The sequence below is a fragment of the Streptomyces sp. NPDC059850 genome (assembly GCF_042731515.1).
Lineage (GTDB): Bacteria > Actinomycetota > Actinomycetes > Streptomycetales > Streptomycetaceae > Streptomyces.
In genome coordinates this window covers 170961-188715 of the sequence record NZ_JBHWJI010000015.1, presented here as the reverse complement: position 1 = coordinate 188715, position 17755 = coordinate 170961, and the positions used below count along the sequence as shown (strand labels likewise).

Genomic DNA, 17755 nt, shown 5'->3' with positions numbered 1-17755 from the left:
GGCACGGCGGCGGCTGGGTGCCGGGCACCGGCCCGCCCGTCGGGCCGGGCTACGGGAGCCGGCGGGCGGCCCGCGCCGCGGGCGGCAGCCGTCAGCGGCGCGGGCGCCGCCGGGGCGGGGGCGGGCCCGCGCGGCCCCGCCTCCATGGGGCGGTCGCGCGCGGGGACGCCGCCCCGTCGACCCGCGCGGCCTCGTGGAGCTGCGGGTCGGTCGCGCGGCGGGGCGGCAGGGGTCGGGTTCGCGGGGCCTGCGGCGGGTGGCGGGGTGTACGTCGTGCGGGGGCGGGCTGGGGCGCTTACGCTCAGGGGGTGGACTGGCCGGGGGACCCCAGGCAGAGGGGGCACTATGCCGGAGCTGTTCATCGGCGGGCAGTGGACCGCCACCCTCGACGGACAGACGCGGGAGATCCGCTGCCCGGCGGACGGGACCCTGGTGGCGTCCGTGGACGAGGCCGGGGCGAAGGACGTGGCCATGGCCGTCGCGGCGGCGCGGGACGCGTTCGACCGGGGGCCGTGGCCGGGCACGCCTGCCACGGAGCGGGGGCGGCTGCTGCTGCGCGTGGCCGATCTACTGGAGCGCGACAAGGCGGATCTGGCCCGAGCCGAGTCCCTGGACACGGGGAAGCGGCTGGTGGAGAGCGAGTACGACCTCGACGACATCGCCGGGTGCTTCCGCTACTTCGGCCACCTCGTCGCCGCCGGTGGCGCGGACCGGGTGCTGGACACCGGCAGTCCGGAGATCGACAGCAGGGTGGTGCGGGAACCGGTCGGGGTGTGTGCCCTGATCACGCCGTGGAACTATCCGCTGCTGCAGACGGCCTGGAAGGTGGCGCCCGCGCTGGCCGCCGGGAACACGTTCGTCCTCAAGCCCAGCGAGCTGACCCCGCACACCGCGATCGGGCTGATGCGGCTGCTCACCGAGGCGGGGGTGCCGCCGGGCGCGGCCAATCTCGTCCTGGGGGCCGGGTCCACGACCGGCGCGCCGCTGGTCACGGACGAGCGGGTGGACATGGTGTCGTTCACCGGCGGCGTGGTGACCGGCCGGTGGATCATGGCGGCGGCCGCGCCCACCGTCAAGAGGCTCGCCCTGGAGCTGGGCGGCAAGAACCCGAACATCGTCTTCACCGACTCCGACTTCGACACGGCCGTGGACTACGCGCTGACGGCGGTGTTCCTGCACTCCGGCCAGGTGTGCTCGGCAGGGGCACGCCTGCTGGTCCAGGAGCAGCTGCACGACGCGTTCGTGGACGAGGTGGTGGCGCGCGCGAGGGCGATCCGGCTCGGTGGCCCGTTCGACGAGAACGCCCGCACCGGCCCGCTGATCTCGGCCGCGCACCTCGACAAGGTGGCCAACTACGTGGCGGCGGGCATCGACGAGGGCGCGGTGCTGCGCTGCGGCGGGACGCCGCCCGACGAACCGTCCCTCGCGGGCGGCCACTACTACCTGCCCACCGTGCTGGACGACTGCACACCGGACATGACGGTGGTACAGGAGGAGTCGTTCGGCCCGGTGCTCACCGTGGAGCGGTTCCGGGACGAGGACGAGGCGCTGGCGCTCGCCAATGACACGGTGTACGGCCTGGCGGGCGCGGTGTGGACGCAGGACGCGGAGAAGGCGCAGCGGGTGGCGTCGCGGCTGCGCGCCGGAACGGTCTGGATCAACGACTTCCACCCGTACGTCCCGCAGGCCGAGTGGGGCGGGATGAAGCAGTCCGGCATCGGCCGGGAGCTGGGCCCGGCGGGGCTGCACGAGTACCAGGAGACCAAGCACATCTGGCGCAACACCGCGCCCCGGCCCCAGCGGTGGTTCACGTGACGGCGGCCGAACCCACCGAGCCCGAGTCACCCCGCCAAGGCCCCCGCCAGGACACCGCACACGACGACGACTCACTCACCGAACTCGGCTACCGCCCCGAACTCAAGCGCACGCTCGGCAACTTCCACACCTTCGCCGCCGGGATCAGCTACATCTCCATCCTCACCGGCACCTTCCAGCTGTTCTACTTCGGCGTGACCCACGGCGGCCCGGCGTACTGGTGGTCGTGGCCGATGGTGTTCCTCGGCCAGCTGATGGTGGCGCTGTGCTTCTGCGAGCTGGCGGGCCGCTATCCGGTGGCGGGGTCGGTGTACAACTGGTCCAAGCTGCTGGGCGGCCCGCACGTCGGCTGGCTGGGCGGCTGGATGATGATGACGGCCTCGATGGTGTCCCTGGCCGCGGTGGCGCTCGCGTACCAGATCACGCTGCCGCAGATCTCCGCGTGGTTCCAGTTCATCGGCGACGGCGGCAGCGGCACCGAGCGGGCGGCCAACGCGGTGGTGCTCGGCTCGATCCTCGTCCTGTTCACGACCCTGGTGAACGGCTTCGGGGTGAAGCTGATGGCCCGTATCAACTCGGCCGGGGTGGCCATCGAGCTGGTCGCCGCGATCGTGCTGATCCTGCTGCTGGCCGCGCACTTCACCCGTGGCCCGTCCGTCGTGCTGGACACCTTCGGCCGCAGCGAGGGCCAGCATCTGGGCTACTTCGGCGCGTTCCTGACCGCCTCGCTCGCCTCCGCGTACGTGATGTACGGCTTCGACACGGCGTCGTCGCTCGGCGAGGAGTCCGTGAACCCGGGCCGCAACGCGCCGCGCGCGATTCTGCGGGCGCTGGTCGCGTCGTTCCTGATCGGCGGGTTCATCCTGCTGTTCGCCCTGATGGCGGTGGAGAACCTGCACGCGAAACAGCTGGCCGAGGACGGTCTGCAGTACGTGGTGCTGTCCACCCTCGGACACACCATGGGTGAGATCATGCTGTGGTGCGTGGTCGTCGCGATCACGGTGTGCGCGCTGGCCGTGCACACCGCCAGCATCCGGCTGATGTTCGCGATGGCGCGGGACAACAACCTGCCCGGTGGCTCCCGGCTCGCCCATGTCCATCCGCGCTTCCAGACACCGGTGCTCCCGGCCGTCCTGATCGGCCTGGTGGCGGTCGGGATCCTGGTCATCAACATCAACCAGCCGCAGATCTTCTCGGTGGTCACCAGCATCGCGATCATCATGATCTACCTGGCGTATCTGCTGGTCACCCTGCCCATGCTGGTGCGGCGGCTGCGGGGCCGGTGGCAGCCCGCCGAAGGCCGCTTCTCGCTGGGGCGGTTCGGTACGCCGGTCAACGCGCTGGCCGTGCTGTGGGGCATCGCGATGTCCGTCAACCTCGCCTGGCCACGCGCCGAGGTCTACAACGCCACCGGCCCGCAGCACTGGTATCTGCGCTGGGGCGCGGTCCTGTTCATCGGCGTGGTGGCGCTCGGCGGCTTCACCTACTACTGGTTCGTGCAGCGCAAGCACACCGGCGTACTCGCCGAGCACGCCGCCCCCACCGGCCCGTGAGGAGAGCGCCCGTGGACGAGTTCGACTACGTGGTGGTCGGTGGCGGCACGGCCGGGTCGGTCGTCGCGGCACGGCTGAGCGAGGACCCGTCGGTGTCGGTGTGCCTCCTGGAGGCGGGCCCCTCGGACGTCGGCGACGACAGCGTCCTGCGGCTGGACCGGTGGATGGCGCTGCTGGAGTCGGGCTACGACTGGGACTATCCCGTCGAGCCGCAGAAGAAGGGCAACAGCTTCCTGCGCCACGCCCGCGCACGCGTGCTCGGCGGCTGCTCCTCCCACAACTCCTGCATCGCCTTCTGGGCACCCGCCGAAGACCTGGACGAATGGGCCGGGACCGGCTGTACGGGGTGGAGCGCGGAGGACACGTACCCGCTGTTCCGGCGGCTGGAGCGCAGCGACGCGCCCGGCGACCACCACGGCCGCGGCGGCCCGGTCACCCTGCGCACCGTACCGCCGCACGACCCGTGCGGCCGGGCGCTGCTGGCGGCGTGCGAGGAGGCGGGCATCCCGGTCACCCCGTTCAACACCGGCCGGACCGTGGTGCGCGGCGCCCACTGGTTCCAGATCAACGCGCGCGAGGACGGCACCCGCTGCTCGGCCTCCGTCGCCTACCTCCACCCGGTGATGTCCGGGCGCCCCAATCTGGCCGTACGCACCGGGCTGCAGGCCAAGCGGCTGCTGCTGGACCCGGACCGGCGCTGCATCGGCGTCGACTACCTCGCCCCCGACCTGATCCACACCCACACCGTGCACGCGCGGCGCGAGGTGGTCGTCTCCTGCGGCGCCATCGACACCCCGAAGCTGCTGATGCTGTCGGGCATCGGGCCCGCGGACCATCTGCGCGAGACGGGCGTGGAGGTGATCGTGGACTCCCCCGGCGTCGGCGAGAACCTCCAGGACCACCCCGAGGGCGTCATCATGTGGCACGCCGAACAGCCCATGGTCCGCAGCTCCACCCAGTGGTGGGAGATCGGCATCTTCGCCGCCACCGAACCGGATCTCGACCGGCCCGACCTGATGTTCCACTACGGCTCGGTGCCGTTCGACATGAACACCTACCGCCGCGGCTATCCGACGTCCGAGAACGCCTTCTGCCTCACCCCCAACGTCACCCGCGCCCGCTCCACCGGCACCGTACGGCTGCGCACCCGCGACTTCCGCGACAAGCCGAGGGTCGACCCCCGCTACTTCACCCACGACCACGACATCCGCGTGATGATCCACGGGCTGCGGCTGGCCCGCAACATCGTCGCCCGCCCCGCGCTGGCCCTGTGGGCGGGCGCCGAACTCGCCCCCGGGCCCGGCGCGGACACCGACGACGAGCTGTTCGCGTACATCCGCGACACCCACAACACCGTTTACCACCCGTCCTGCACGGTGAGGATGGGCGCGCCCGACGACCCGGCCGCGCCGCTCGACCCGCAGCTGCGGGTCAAGGGGGTGGCGGGCCTGCGGGTGGCCGACGGCTCGGTGATGCCGCATCTGGTGGCCGTCAACCCGTGCATCACGACGATGATGATCGGCGAGAAGTGCGCCGAGCTGCTGAGGCGCGGCAACGCGTAAGCGTCTGGCGTAACTCCCGTGGCCAAGGGGGGCGTTGGCACCGCCCGGCCACAGCCATCCCTTGAGCCCGCGCACCCCCGGCGACCACTCTGATCGCACCTTCCGACAGCAGAGTCGGATGCGATGAGGGAGGAAGCCAGCCGATGCGAAGATCGCGTCGCCTTGTGGCTGTGGTGGGCGCCGCCGGTGTGGTGGCCGTCCTGGCCACCCCGGTGGCCGGTGCCCGGCCGTCCCAGTCCGCCGCGCAGGCCACAGAGGCCGCCCCGCCGGTCCGTACCCAACAGCACACGGTCACCCTGATCACCGGTGACACGGTCACCGTCACCACCGGCCCGGACGGCAAGTACGCCGTGGAGGTGGAGCGGGCGCCGGGCCGCGAGTCAGCGGAGTTCGTGACCGCCCAGCAGAACAAGGAGATCAGCGTCGTACCCGTCGACGCGCTCCGGCTGATGGACAAGGGCCGTATCGACGCGGGCCTGTTCAACATCACCCAACTCATCAAGCAGGGCTACGACGACCGGAAGACCGCCTCGATCCCGGTCATCGCCACCTACCGGGGCGACGGCGCGCACCCGGCCCCCGAGGGCGCGCGCAAGACCCTCGCCCTGAGCAGCGTGGACGGTGCGGCGCTCACCGCGCGCAAGGCCGACGCGGCGGACTTCTGGGCCGACGTCAGCCGCGACAAGGGGTTACGGAAGCTCTGGCTGGACCGGAAGGTCAAGGCGTCGCTGGACGTCAGCGTTCCGCAGATCGGCGCCCCGGAGATGTGGAAGGCCGGACACGACGGCGAGGGCGTCAAGGTCGCCGTGCTGGACACCGGCATCGACGCCACCCACCCGGACGTCAAGGACGCCGTCGCCGACTCCAAGAGCTTCGTCCCGGACCAGACCGTCAAGGACGGCCACGGCCACGGCACCCATGTGGCCGACACCATCGCGGGCGGCGGCGCCGGGTCGGAGGGCAAGTACAAGGGCGTGGCGCCGGGCGCGAAGCTGCTGGTCGGCAAGGTGATGAACGACGCGGGCGAGGGCTACTCGTCGTGGATCATCGAGGGCATGGAGTGGGCCGCCGCCTCCGACGCCAAGATCGTCTCGATGTCGCTCGGCGGCCCGGCGACCGGTCCCTCGGACCCGCTGAGCGAGGCGGTCGACCAGCTGTCGGCGTCCTCCGGGGCGCTGTTCGTGATCGCGGCGGGCAACTCCGGCCCCTTCGAGGGAACGGTGGAAACGCCCGGCATCGCGAACTCGGCCCTCACGGTCGGCGCCGTCGACAAGTCCGACAAGTGGGCGACCTTCTCCAGCCGTGGGCCGCGCACCGGCGACTACGCGGTCAAGCCCGAGATCACCGCGCCCGGCGTGAACATCACGGCCGCCCGCGCGGCCGGTACGTCCATGGGCACCCCCGTCAACGACCTGTACACCGCGTCGAGCGGCACCTCCATGGCGACGCCGCACGTCGCGGGCGCGGCCGCGATCGTCGCCGGGGCGCACCCCGACTGGAGTGGCCAGCAGATCAAGGACGCCCTGGCCAGCACCGCCAAGACGCGTGCGTCGGACGGCCCGTTCACCCAGGGCGACGGCCGGGTCGACGTACCGCGCGCGGCCGCCCAGAACGTGTTCGGGACCCCGGTCCTCAACTACGGCAGTTACGCGTACGACGCCGATGAGGCCGACCCCAAGACCATCCGGTACACCAACGCCACCGACCAGCCGGTGACACTGAAGCTGGCGTCCTCGGTCGGCGACTCCCTCACCCTCGGCTCCGACACCGTGACCGTGCCCGCGAACGGCGAAATGAAGGCCCTGGTCACCGTCGACCCGGCCAAGGCGAAAGCGGGCCGCCACGCCGGGTACATCACCGCCACGAGCGAAGACGGCACGGTCAAGGTGACCACGGCCGTCGCGTACGAGAAGGCGGAGAAGCTCCACAACCTCGACGTCACACTGCTGGACCGGGAGGGCAAGCAGTCACCCGGTGGGCTCTACACCCTCCAGCGGCTCAGTGACGCCGACCAGAACCAGTTCGGCTTCGTGCGCGGCTCCGACACCTTCCAGCTGCCGCCGGGCACGTACTCCCTCGCCACCTGGATCCCGGTCTACGACAGCGGGAAACGCGAGGTCGCGACGAGCGTCGTGGGCGATCCGGAGATCGAGCTGAACGGCGACGTCTCCCTCACCCTCGACGCCCGCAAGGCCGTCGAGATCAAGCCGGAGACCAAGGAGAAGGACGCCGAGCCCCAGGGCGTGACGACCTCCTGGCACCGGGAGCTGGAGGGCGGCAGCTCCTTCGGCCTCACCTACTCCATGGGCAAGTGGAGGAAGCACATCTACGCGGCGCCCACCGAGAAGGTCACCCAGGGGCTCTTCGAGTTCTACAGCCGCTGGCGGCTGGGGAAGACGGAGCTGACCGCGCGCGTCACCAGCCCCGAGCGGGTCACGCTGAACCCGCAGTACGCGAGCACGTACACCGGCTGGCCCGTCAAGATCGACGGCAAGCGGAAGGTGCGGGTGGTATCCGCCGGGGCCGGTACGGCCGAGGACTTCGAGGGCCTGGACGTGAAGGGCAAGGCCGTGCTGGTGGGCCTGGCGCCCGACGGCTGGCCCGACGAGGCGGTCATCAACGCCACCGAGGCGGGCGCCGCGTACGTCCTCGTCTACCGCAAGACCACGCTCGGCCTGTGGATCACTGCGGTCGACAGCGCGACGATTCCGGTCATGTCCGTACCCGGCGAGGAGGGCGACAAGCTGCTCTCGCTGCTGGACGGCCAGACCAAGGGGGTGACCGTCGAGCTGGGCGGCACGGCCAACAGCCCGTACGTGTACGACGTACTGCTGCCCGAGCCCGGCGCCATCGGCGCGGACCTCACGTACCCCCTCAACAGCCGCACCACCCACAAGGTCAACGCCCGCTACCACGCCCCCGTGAAGGGCGGCCACATCGGCGCCGAGGCCACCCACACCTTCCGCCCCCACCAGCTGTTCTCGGTGGAGCAGAAGTCCGAGGTGCCGCTGGGCACCCAGCGCACCGAGTACTACAGCGCCGACCCCGACACCCGCGTGTGGCGCACCGCCATGCAGGACTACGACGGGGCCGGACGGCAGTGGTCGCCGCTCACGACGTACGCGCCGGGGACGAAGGAGACCGTGGACTGGCTCTCCCCCGTCATCCGCCCCACGACCTCAGCCGAGTTCGGCACCTCGGAGCGCGATGGCGACCAACTCACGCTTTCTGTACCTGAGTTCTCCGACTCGGGCGCCGGACACTACGGCTCCGCGGGCGCGGCCAAGGACGGCGTGGACGCGGTGAAGACCAGCCTGTACGCGGACGGCGAGCTGGTCGGCGAGGCGCAGTACGGCTCGGGCACCTTCGCCGTACCGGCCGCGAAGGCCGACTACCGGCTGACGATCGACGCACGTCGGACCGCCGAGTGGTCGGCGTACTCCACCCGAACGCTGACCGAGTGGGACTTCACCTCCGCCCACACCACCGGGCCCACCGCTCTCCCTCTCCTCTCCCTCGACTACGACCTGGGCGTTGACCTGCTGGGCCGCGCCAAGGCGGGGAAGCGCTTCACGTTCGACCTGACCCCGCGCCACCAGGAGGGCGCGACGGCCGCGAAGACGCGGTCCCTCAAGGCCTGGGTGACCTACGACGACGGCGCCACCTGGAAGGCGGTGAAACTCCAGCGCGACGGTGCCGCCTACGAGGCCACCGTCAACCACCCCCGGCTCGGCGCCACCAACGGCTTCACCGGCCTGCGCGTCCAGGCCACCGACGCCGACGGCAACCGAATCGATCAAACGGTCATTCGTGCATATGGCCTGAAGTAGGCCGAAAGCCGTCCTCTGGCGGTAACGAACACCGTCTAGCGTGCCGTTGATTGAATCGATGCATCGACGCGCTGGAGCCGCCACAAGTGGACAGCAGACCCGTGCCTGTGACCGACGGGACCCCTGCCGCGAATCCGAGCCCCTGGGCCGCGGCAGGGGTCTCCGACTTCGACGAGACGCTGTACCACGCGATCCTCCACCAGCCCGACGCGGGCGTCACCGGCTGGGCGGAACTCCTCCGCACCTCCCCCTCCCGCGTCCGCCGAGGCTGCGCCCGCCTCCTGCGCCTCGGCCTCCTCCAGGCCCCCGACTCCACCGGCGGGCCACGCCCCGTCGACCCCCGCGTCGCCGTACGGGCCCTCATCCGCAAACGCGAAACCGAGTCCGAACTCCTCGCCGCCACCGCCGACGACATGGCCAAGGTCTACGCGGCCGGGCTGCTGCGGGCCGAACCGTCCGGCCTGATCGAAGTCGTCCACGGCGAAAGCGCCAACGCGGCGCGGCTGGAAGAGCTGTACGCCCGCGCCGAACACGACATCTGCCTCTTCGACTCCCCGCCCTACCTCGCCCCGCTCACCCCGCAGCTCGACCTCCAGCGCGAGGTGCTGCGCCGCGGCGTCTCGTACCGCACCATCTACTCCGTCTCCTCCCTGGAGTCCCCCCAACTCCTCGCCTACGCCGAGGGCATGGTCGCCCTCGGCGAACAGGCCCGGGTGCTCCCCACCGTCCCCATGAAGCTCCTGGTCGTCGACGGCCGCTCCGCCATGCTCCCGCTGACCAGCACGGACGCGGGCCCCGGCTACTGCGCCGTCATCGTCCGCCACTCCGCCCTCACGGACGCCCTCCGCGCCCTCTTCGAAACCCTGTGGCAGCAGGCCACGCCCCTGAGCGGCGTCCGCGACGAAAGCCACGAAGACCTCACCGAGGCGGACCGCGACCTGGTGGGCCTGCTGGCGGTGGGCATGAAGGACGAGGCGATAGCCCGCCACCTGGGCATCAGCCTGCGCACCCTGCGCCGCCGCATCAGCAGCCTCCAACTCCGCCTGGGCGCGAAAGGCCGCTTCCAGGCAGGCGCCCGAGCCGCCCACCGAGGCTGGGCCTAGCCGCCGCGCTTTCCCCCACCCCGCCCCTCCCCGAAACCGGGGGCAAGCCCCCGGACCCCCGGAGCGCACCCCAGACACCGGCCGCAATCCCCCAACTCGAACCCGCGAGCCCGAACACGAGCACAAGCCCAGCCCCGGACGCAGACCCAGAGCCGAAACCCAGACCCGTGCCCGGGCCCGGAGGCGGAACGCGGGCGCGGAGCCGAAGCAGGGACCCTCACCCCGACGCGGGCGCAGGCGCGAGCCCAGGCCGACGCGGACACGGGCAGGAGCCCAACCCGAGCACCAGACGCGGGCGCAAGCCCAGACCCGGACGCGGGCGCGATCCCGGAGCCGGGGCCCGGACCCAGGCACGGATACAAAGCCGGGCGCGGACCCGGGGCGCGGACCCGGAGCCGAGACAAGCGCTCGGACGCGAGCCCAGACCCGAGACTCGGGGCGGGCCCGGAGGCGGGACGCGGGCGCGGTCCCGGGACCCGACCCGGACGCGGGCGCAAGCCCAGACCCGGACGCGGCGCGGCTATGGGCACGGACCCGGGCGCGGGGCGCACTGGGGGCCCGGGGGCCTGCCCCCGGTTTCGGGAAGGGGCGGGACAGGGGCAAGCCCCCCCAGCCGCCACCGCGCCACCACCCCAACCCGCAGGACCACGGGGCCCGGGGGTATCCCCCGGTTTCGGGAAGGGGCGGGGCAGGGGAAGGTCCACCCCGCCTAGCGCCACTGCGGGGTCGCGCCGCCCGCCCTCGGCGCCGCCGCCTCGATCTTCTCGCGGATCTCCCGCATCACCGCCACGATCCGCTCCTCCCGCCCCTCCGCCGCCAGCCGGGCCGTCGGTACCGAGCAGCTGATGGCGTCCACGGCGGGAGCGTCGTACCGCAGGGCGAACCCGAAGCCCACGATGCCGGTGACGCCCTCCTCACGGTCGACCGCGTAGCCGCGCTCCCGGGTGCGGGCCAGGTCGGTGGCGAGGGAGGCGCGGTCGGGGTGGGTCCGAGGGGTGAGGGGCGGCAAGGGGCCGTCCGGCAGGGGGAGTTCGTCGTCGGGGCGTTCCGCGAGGAGCGCCTTGCCGAGGGCCCCGGCGTACGAGGGGAGGCGGCGGCCCACCCGGCTGAAGGGCCGCAGGTACTCGTGCGACTCGCGGGTGGCGAGGTAGACGACGTCGCCGCCGTCCAGCCGGGCGAAGTGGATGGTCTCGCCGAGCGCGTCGGACGCCTCGTCCAGGTACGGCCGCGCCGCCCGCACCCGAGGGTCGCTGTCGAGGTAGCTCGTCCCCGTCAGCAGGGCCCGGATGCCGATGCCGTACAGCGAGCCGGTGACATCCGTACGCACCCAGCCCCGGTCGATCAGGGTCTGCAGCAGCGCGTACATGCTGCTGCGCGGCACGTCCAGCTCCTCGGCCAGCTCCCGGAGCCGGGCGGGCTGGTCGCCACGGGCCGCGAGCAGTTCGAGGAGCTGCACCGTGCGGCCCGCAGACTTCACTTCGCGTACGCCACCGGTTTCCGCCATGGGTCGCATCGTAATCCGCGCGAGGCCACCCGCTCACGTTCCACCTATTGACGCCCCCGCGTGCGCATTCCTAACCTCTATCTTCATACGTAGACGCCATCTACATAGGGAGACGAGACATGACGGCCCTCACGGCCGATGCGGCGACGACGGCGGCCCGGCTGCGCGACGGGATGGCGAGCGGCGTGCTCTCGTTCCCGCTGACCAGCTTCACCACCGACATGGCACTCGACCTGCCCGCGTTCCGCGACTACCTCGCGACGCGGATCGAGACCGGCCCGGGCGCGATCTTCCCGGCGTGCGGCACCGGCGAGTTCTTCTCCCTAGACGAGGACGAGTACCGCGACGTCATCACCGCCGCCGTCCGCGAGGCCGACGGCCGGCTGCCGGTCGTCGCGGGGATCGGCTACGGCTGGGCGCAGGCGGCGCGGTTCGCCCGGATCGCGGAGGAGGCGGGCGCGGACGCCGCGCTCGTCCTGCCGCACTACCTGGTCAAGGGCCCGCAGTCGGGGCTGGTCGAGCAGATCCGGCAGATCGCCGCCCGCACCCGGCTGCCGCTGATCGCGTACCAGCGCGACCAGGTCGCGTTCACCATGGACAGCCTGCGCGAAGTGGCCCGCATCCCGGGCGTCATCGGCCTGAAGGACGGCCACAGCGACCTCGACCGGCTGCAGCGCCTCAAGCTCGCCGCACCCGACGACTTCCTGTTCTTCAACGGCGCCGCGACCGCCGAGGTCCAGGCCCGCCCGTACGCCAGCATCGGCATCACCGCGTACTCGTCGGCCGTCCACGCCTTCGCCCCCGAGATCGCGAACGCCTTCTTCACCGCCCAGCGCGACGGCGACGACGCTACGGTGGAGCGGCTGCTGCGCGACTTCTACGTACCCCTCGTCGAGCTGCGCGACCGGGTCCCCGGCTATGCCGTTTCGCTGGTCAAGGCGGCGGCGCGGCTGCGCGGGCGGCCGGTAGGCCCGGTGCGCGCACCGCTCGCCGACCCCGGCAAGGACGACCTCGCCGACCTCGAAGCACTGCTGACCACCGGACTCGACCTCGTGGGAGCCGCACGATGACGCAGACGACCGGCACGACCCAGGCCCAGGGATTGACCATCACCGAGGTGCGGCTGACGCCCATCCTCGTCGCCGACCCGCCGCTGCTGAACACCCAGGGCGTCCACCAGCCCTACACCCCCCGGCTGATCATCGAGGTGGTCACCGAGGACGGCACGACCGGCATCGGCGAGACGTACGGCGACACCAAGTACCTCGACCTGGCCCGCCCGCTCGCCGAGAAGCTGCCCGGCCACGGCGTCACCGACCTGAACGGGCTCTTCACCCTGGCCGACGAGGTCGCGGTGGACGCCTCCCGGGTCGAGAACTCCGTCGACGTCGGCGGCCTGCGCGGCGTCCAGACGGCGGACAAGCTGCGGCTGTCGATCGTCTCCGGCTTCGAGGTGGCCTGCCTCGACGCGTGGGGCAAGGCGACCGGCCTGCCGGTGCACGCGCTGCTCGGCGGCAAGGTCCGCGACCGCGTCGAGTACAGCGCGTACCTCTTCTACCGCTGGGCCGAGCACCCGGACGGCGTCGCCTGTGAGCCCGACGACTGGGACGAGGCCACCACCCCGGCCGGGGTCGTCGCCCAGGCGGAGCGCTTCTCCCGCGACTACGGCTTCACCTCCTTCAAGCTCAAGGGCGGCGTCTTCGAGCCGGACGAGGAGATCGCCGCGATCCGCGCCCTGGCCGAGCGCTTCCCCGGCCAGCCGACGCGCCTGGACCCCAACGGCGCCTGGTCCGTGCCCACGTCGCTGCACGTGGCGGAGGAACTGCGGGACGTCCTGGAGTACCTGGAGGACCCGACCAGCGGTACGCCCGGGATGGCCGAGGTCGCCGCGACCGCCGGTGTCCCGCTGGCCACCAACATGTGCGTGACCACCTTCGGGGAGATCCGGGAGGCGTTCACCAAGGGCGCGGTGCAGGTCGTCCTCTCCGATCACCACTACTGGGGCGGACTGCGCAACACCCGCGAACTGGCCGCCATCTGCCGCACCTTCGGCGTCGGCCTGTCCATGCACTCCAACACCCATCTGGGCATCAGCCTGGCCGCCATGACGCACGTCGCGGCCACCGTGCCCAACCTGGACTACGCGTGCGACAGCCACTACCCGTGGCAGACCGAGGACGTCATCACCGAACGCCTCACCTTCCGCGACGGCCGTCTCGACGTGTCCGACGCCCCCGGGCTCGGCGTCGAGCTGGACCGTGACCGGCTGGCCGTACTGCACCAGCGCTGGCTGGACGACGACGGCACGATGCGGGACCGCGACGACGCCGCCGCGATGCGGGTGGCCGACCCGGAGTGGGTGACCCCGGCCATTCCGCGCTGGTAGTACGCACTACTGGTAGTACGCACCAACTACCCGGTCCGGGCCGTCCACGGGGGCGGCCCGGACCGGGTTTGCACGTCACCTTGACGTTGAACCGATTCACCGCTTCCATCGTGAAGCTGGGAGCGCTCCCAGACCCCCAGACGCAACCCCCCGCACCCTCCGCGAGAGGAACCCCCACCCATGCGCAGACTCTTAGCGTTTGTCATGGCCACGTCCTTGCTCATCCTGGGTCTCAGCCTGAGCACCACCTCAGCCCACGCGGCTCAGACAACCGCCCTGGGCAACGGCTCGGTGACCGACCCGAACATCGTCTACACCGGCCGCTGGGACCTCGGCGACACCACCGCCGCCGTCCCCAACTGGACCGGCGGCTACCTCCAGACCGCGTTCACCGGGACGACGGTGAAGGTCAAGGCGCGCAACGCGGTGAACTTCTACGCCAGCGTCGACGGCGGCGCCGACGTCTTCTACGCGGGCGTCAGGGGCACCGTCAACCTCACCCCCACCCCGCTCCCCCAGGGCAACCACACCCTCCGCGTCTCCTACCGCTCCGGCGACACCGTCTTCCAGGGCCTGGTCCTCGACGCGGGCGCGGGCACCACCACGCCCCGCGTACCGTCCAAGCTCATCGAGTTCGTCGGCGACTCCATCACCGCCGGTGCCCTCACCGACCGGCTCGCGCTCGACTCGTACGGCTGGAAGACCGGCGAACAACTCGGCGCGCGCCACACCCAGATAGCCCGCGCGGGCTACTGCCTGGTCGGCAAGAGCGGCTGCGTGGGCCTGGCCACCCAGTTCTTCAAGACGGCCTCCACCGGCGACCAGAACTGGGACTTCTCCCGCTACCAGGCGAACGCCGTCGTCATCAACCTGGGCACCAACGACATCGGGCACGGCGTCACCGGCGCCGAATTCCAGTCGGCGTACACCGCCCTCCTCCGCGACATCCGCGCCAAATACCCGAACGCGGCGCTGTTCGCCGTCCAGACCCTCAAGAAGCGCTACCTGACGGAGACCAAGGCGGCCGTGAGCGCGCGCACCAGCGCGGGTGACGCGAAGGTGTACTACGTCGACACCAGCGGCTGGCTCACCGACGGCACGGACTACGAGGACGGCAACGGCCACCCCAACGAGGCGGGCCACACCAAGTTCGCGAACCGCCTGGCCCCGGTCATCAGCGCCAAGCTGAACACCACGAAGGCCGCCGCCCCCGGCCAGCCGGGCGACCCGAACATCAAGTTCAGCGGCCGCTGGGACACCACGACCTCCGCCACCGCCTACACCCCCTACTGGGCGGGCGCCTACTTCCGCACCGGCTTCACGGGCCGCACCGTCAAGCTCAAGCAGCGGAACGCCATCGACCTGTGGGCCAGCATCGACGGCGGCCCCGCCACCTTCTACGACGAGGCCAAGGGCACGGTGAACCTCACCCCGACCCCGCTCGCCGCCGGAAACCACACCCTCCAGATCAACTACCAGGTCATCGCGGGCAGTTACCACGGCGACGCGGTCTTCCAGGGCCTCACCCTCGACAGCGGCGCCACCACCTTCGCCCCGCCCGCCCCGAAGAAGCTGATCGAGTTCGTCGGCGACTCCATCACCGTCGGCACCACCACCTCCCAGAACGCCCGCACCGCCTACGGCTGGCTCATCGGCGAACGCCTCGGCGCCGACCACACCCAGATCGCCCAGGGCGGCGCCGCGCTCGTCGACACGGCCGACGACCGGATGAGCCTGGAGCAGCAGTTCACCAAGCTGAACCCCAATGCCGCCACGCCCGCCTGGGACTTCTCCCGCTACCAGGCGAACGCCGTCGTCATCAACCTGGGCACCAACGACGTGGGGCGCGGCGTGAGTTCGGCGCAGTTCCAGGCCTCGTACACCAGCCTCCTCCGCAAGGTCCGCACCGCCTACCCGGGCGCCTGGATCTTCGCCCTGCGCACCTTCAGCGGCCGCTTCGGCACCGAGACCAAGGCCGCCGTCACCGCCTTCGGCGACGCCAGGGCCTCGTACATCGACACCACCGGCTGGCTGACCTCCGGCGACCTCTCCGACTCCGTCCACCCGAACGACCAGGGCCACCGCACCATCACCACCCGCCTGGCCCCGATAGTCTCCGCCAAGCTCGGCTAGGTCCTGCCCGGCGACGGCGCCGCGCGTGGAAACCCGACCATGAGATGGCCCAGGCGGAGGCCTTCCTGAGCGCGGGATCAGCGCTCCGGGCCGGAAAACCTCTGCGCGAGGTCGCGGTGCTTGTCCGCGGCCAGCCTCCCCTGGGCAGGGTTGATGACCGATCCGGCCATGCGGCTCAGGCGCTCGACCTCCTCCGCGAAGCGCAGGTGCTCACGGTGCGCGTGCTCACGGCAGGCAAGGCAGGTGACACGGTCCGGCCGAGGCGAGGTCATCGCATAGGGCACCCGCACCCCGCATCCCGTGGCAACGCGGCTCGGCAGGTCACCGGCCAGCCCGAACGTGGACGCCAGAACGTTGCGGGCAGCGGCCTGGTCGTGGGCCACCTTCGACTGAACGTGGATGTGCGGATCTTCCCCGCCCATGAATCCTCCCTGCCCCGGCGGATAATGCCAGGAGTTGAGCAACATCTCCCTGCTATCGTGCGCCGATGGCATCGGTCAAGCAGGTCCAAATCACCTTCGACTGCGCGGAACCCGAGCGCGTCGCCCGCTTTTGGTGCGAGGTGTTGGGGTACGTCGTACCGCCGCCACCGGAGGGGTTCGCCACGTGGGACGACTTCAACCACTCTCTGCCGCCCGAGCGGCAGGGCGCGGCGTTCGCCTGCAGTGATCCCTCGGGCGTGGGCCCGCGCCTGTTCTTCCAGCGCGTCCCCGAAGGCAAGGTCGTCAAGAACCGGGTGCACCTTTGCGTGCGCGCCGGCACCGGACTCGTGGGCGACGAGCGCCTCGCCACGCTCGAAGCCGAGTGCGCACGACTGATCACACTCGGCGCGGCACACCAGCGAACGCTGTATGCCGATGACGAGAACGAGTCGTGCATCGTGATGCAGGACATCGAGGGCAACGAGTTCTGCCTCGACTGATCGCCCACGACTCCTGAGACGCCGGACCGGTTACGTCCCTTCCGTGAACGGGCGATCGCCCAGGCATCCCCGCCGCCGACGTGGAGCGGTGGATGACCACCGCCCGCCCCTGCGCGGCGCTGACGCAGGACACGAACAGCGGTCGTGTCCCCCGAGGTCCCGGGGTGCGCACCACTCCCCGGGCATCCCCGCTCCGTGGAACTGGCCAAGGTATGGGAACGCCTCCAGGCTGATGCCCACCACCCCACCGGGAGGGATCTCCAGATCGGCGGATACGCCGATGAGGAGGCCGTCTACACCGACCCGGTCGCGACTGCCGCGCACAGGACGCTGAAGGCGGTGGATACGGGTCTTTGGGCGGGACCGGTCTCGGATGACGTCGAGGACTGGGTACTCCTCGCCGACTGGTACTGCGGCGTCAACGGCTGGGAAAGCTCCACCGTCCACTGGGTGATCCAACGCGCGGACCTGTCCGCCCAGCGCTTCGACCGCGCGTACACCGACGTCTTCTGGACCCCCTGATCTGGGCCCTGCCAGTCGTCTCCTCGATGTGGTGCGCATGCAGGCTGTCGCTGTGCTCTTCCACCTCGCAGAGGGCGTACGGGCATGACGGTGCGGCTCATCCGGATGTGTCCCGATGGCACCGGCCGAGCGAAGCGAACGCCCGAGGTCTCCGGTGAGGATGCGGGGGTGTCGCCGCCACCACCACAGGTCGGGGCCGGGCAGCCTGAGGAACTGGTCGAGTGCTTGGCCGTCGTCGTCGACGGTCGCGGCCTTGTACCGGTCGTCCAGGGCTTTGATCTGCGGGGTCCAGAGCTGGACGATGTGTTCGTCCAGCAGGAGCCACGCCTCGTGCAGCCAATTTCGGCAGGAGAGGTCGTTGGTGTACTCGTAGATGTCGTCGTCGTAGCCACGCTCGATGATGCTCACCAGGGCGGCCCACGCGT

The 17755-nt window shown here is 71.2% G+C and carries 12 protein-coding genes; 10 read left to right on the top strand and 2 right to left on the bottom strand.

Annotation, left to right across the window (positions count from 1 at the left end):
- The first annotated feature begins 345 nt into the window (after positions 1-345).
- The 5 genes from ACFV9T_RS15240 to ACFV9T_RS15220 all read left to right on the top strand — a co-directional run bounded on the left by ACFV9T_RS15240 (position 346) and on the right by ACFV9T_RS15220 (position 9863).
- A complete protein-coding gene (locus ACFV9T_RS15240) occupies positions 346-1815 on the top strand; it encodes an aldehyde dehydrogenase family protein (RefSeq protein ID WP_385440192.1) in 1470 nt (489 codons plus the stop codon).
- Positions 1812-3368, top strand: a complete 1557-nt coding sequence (locus ACFV9T_RS15235; protein ID WP_385440191.1) for an APC family permease — start codon at positions 1812-1814, stop codon at positions 3366-3368. The genes ACFV9T_RS15240 and ACFV9T_RS15235 overlap by 4 nt, the downstream gene beginning before the upstream one ends.
- Before the next feature lie 11 nt (positions 3369-3379).
- The gene (locus ACFV9T_RS15230; protein ID WP_385440188.1) at positions 3380-4930 is read left to right on the top strand and encodes a GMC family oxidoreductase; all 1551 of its coding nucleotides are present in this window, start codon (positions 3380-3382) and stop codon (positions 4928-4930) included.
- Positions 4931-5073: 143 nt separating this feature from the next.
- Positions 5074-8760, top strand: a complete 3687-nt coding sequence (locus ACFV9T_RS15225; RefSeq protein WP_385440186.1) for a S8 family serine peptidase — start codon at positions 5074-5076, stop codon at positions 8758-8760.
- A gap of 107 nt (positions 8761-8867) precedes the next feature.
- A complete protein-coding gene (locus tag ACFV9T_RS15220) occupies positions 8868-9863 on the top strand; it encodes a helix-turn-helix transcriptional regulator (protein ID WP_385440185.1) in 996 nt (331 codons plus the stop codon).
- Positions 9864-10572: 709 nt separating this feature from the next.
- Here ACFV9T_RS15220 and ACFV9T_RS15215 read toward each other — a convergent pair.
- A complete protein-coding gene (locus tag ACFV9T_RS15215; protein WP_385440183.1) occupies positions 10573-11367 on the bottom strand; it encodes an IclR family transcriptional regulator in 795 nt (264 codons plus the stop codon).
- A gap of 119 nt (positions 11368-11486) precedes the next feature.
- On the opposite strand from ACFV9T_RS15215, the gene ACFV9T_RS15210 reads away from it, so the two are divergent.
- The 3 genes from ACFV9T_RS15210 (at position 11487) to ACFV9T_RS15200 (ending at position 15886) form a co-directional block, all read left to right on the top strand.
- Positions 11487-12437, top strand: a complete 951-nt coding sequence (locus tag ACFV9T_RS15210; protein WP_385440181.1) for a 5-dehydro-4-deoxyglucarate dehydratase — start codon at positions 11487-11489, stop codon at positions 12435-12437.
- The gene (locus tag ACFV9T_RS15205; protein ID WP_385440179.1) at positions 12434-13753 is read left to right on the top strand and encodes a glucarate dehydratase family protein; all 1320 of its coding nucleotides are present in this window, start codon (positions 12434-12436) and stop codon (positions 13751-13753) included. Before ACFV9T_RS15210 ends, ACFV9T_RS15205 begins: the two co-directional genes overlap by 4 nt.
- A 204-nt stretch (positions 13754-13957) precedes the next feature.
- The gene (locus ACFV9T_RS15200; protein WP_385440177.1) at positions 13958-15886 is read left to right on the top strand and encodes a GDSL-type esterase/lipase family protein; all 1929 of its coding nucleotides are present in this window, start codon (positions 13958-13960) and stop codon (positions 15884-15886) included.
- Between the two features lie 77 nt (positions 15887-15963).
- On the opposite strand, the gene ACFV9T_RS15195 is transcribed toward ACFV9T_RS15200, so the two are convergent.
- Positions 15964-16353 carry a hypothetical protein gene (locus ACFV9T_RS15195; protein WP_385440176.1) on the bottom strand — a complete coding sequence of 130 codons (390 nt, stop codon included), beginning with the start codon at positions 16351-16353 and terminating at the stop codon, positions 15964-15966.
- A gap of 20 nt (positions 16354-16373) precedes the next feature.
- On the opposite strand from ACFV9T_RS15195, the gene ACFV9T_RS15190 reads away from it, so the two are divergent.
- Positions 16374-16808, top strand: coding sequence for a VOC family protein (locus tag ACFV9T_RS15190; protein WP_385440174.1), 435 nt, complete (start codon positions 16374-16376; stop codon positions 16806-16808).
- A gap of 195 nt (positions 16809-17003) precedes the next feature.
- Positions 17004-17330 carry a hypothetical protein gene (locus tag ACFV9T_RS15185; protein ID WP_385440172.1) on the top strand — a complete coding sequence of 109 codons (327 nt, stop codon included), beginning with the start codon at positions 17004-17006 and terminating at the stop codon, positions 17328-17330.
- The last annotated feature ends 425 nt before the right edge of the window (positions 17331-17755 follow it).

Excerpts from the sequence above, each read along its gene's own strand:
- ACFV9T_RS15240 (WP_385440192.1), top strand. The coding sequence starts at position 346 with ATGCCGGAGCTGTTCATCGGCGGGCAGTGGACCGCCACCCTCGACGGA.
- ACFV9T_RS15225 (WP_385440186.1), top strand. The coding sequence starts at position 5,074 with ATGCGAAGATCGCGTCGCCTTGTGGCTGTGGTGGGCGCCGCCGGTGTG.
- ACFV9T_RS15215 (WP_385440183.1), bottom strand. The coding sequence starts at position 11,367 with ATGGCGGAAACCGGTGGCGTACGCGAAGTGAAGTCTGCGGGCCGCACG.
- ACFV9T_RS15210 (WP_385440181.1), top strand. The coding sequence starts at position 11,487 with ATGACGGCCCTCACGGCCGATGCGGCGACGACGGCGGCCCGGCTGCGC.
- ACFV9T_RS15205 (WP_385440179.1), top strand. The coding sequence starts at position 12,434 with ATGACGCAGACGACCGGCACGACCCAGGCCCAGGGATTGACCATCACC.
- ACFV9T_RS15200 (WP_385440177.1), top strand. The coding sequence starts at position 13,958 with ATGGCCACGTCCTTGCTCATCCTGGGTCTCAGCCTGAGCACCACCTCA.
- ACFV9T_RS15195 (WP_385440176.1), bottom strand. The coding sequence starts at position 16,353 with ATGTTGCTCAACTCCTGGCATTATCCGCCGGGGCAGGGAGGATTCATG.
- ACFV9T_RS15190 (WP_385440174.1), top strand. The coding sequence starts at position 16,374 with ATGGCATCGGTCAAGCAGGTCCAAATCACCTTCGACTGCGCGGAACCC.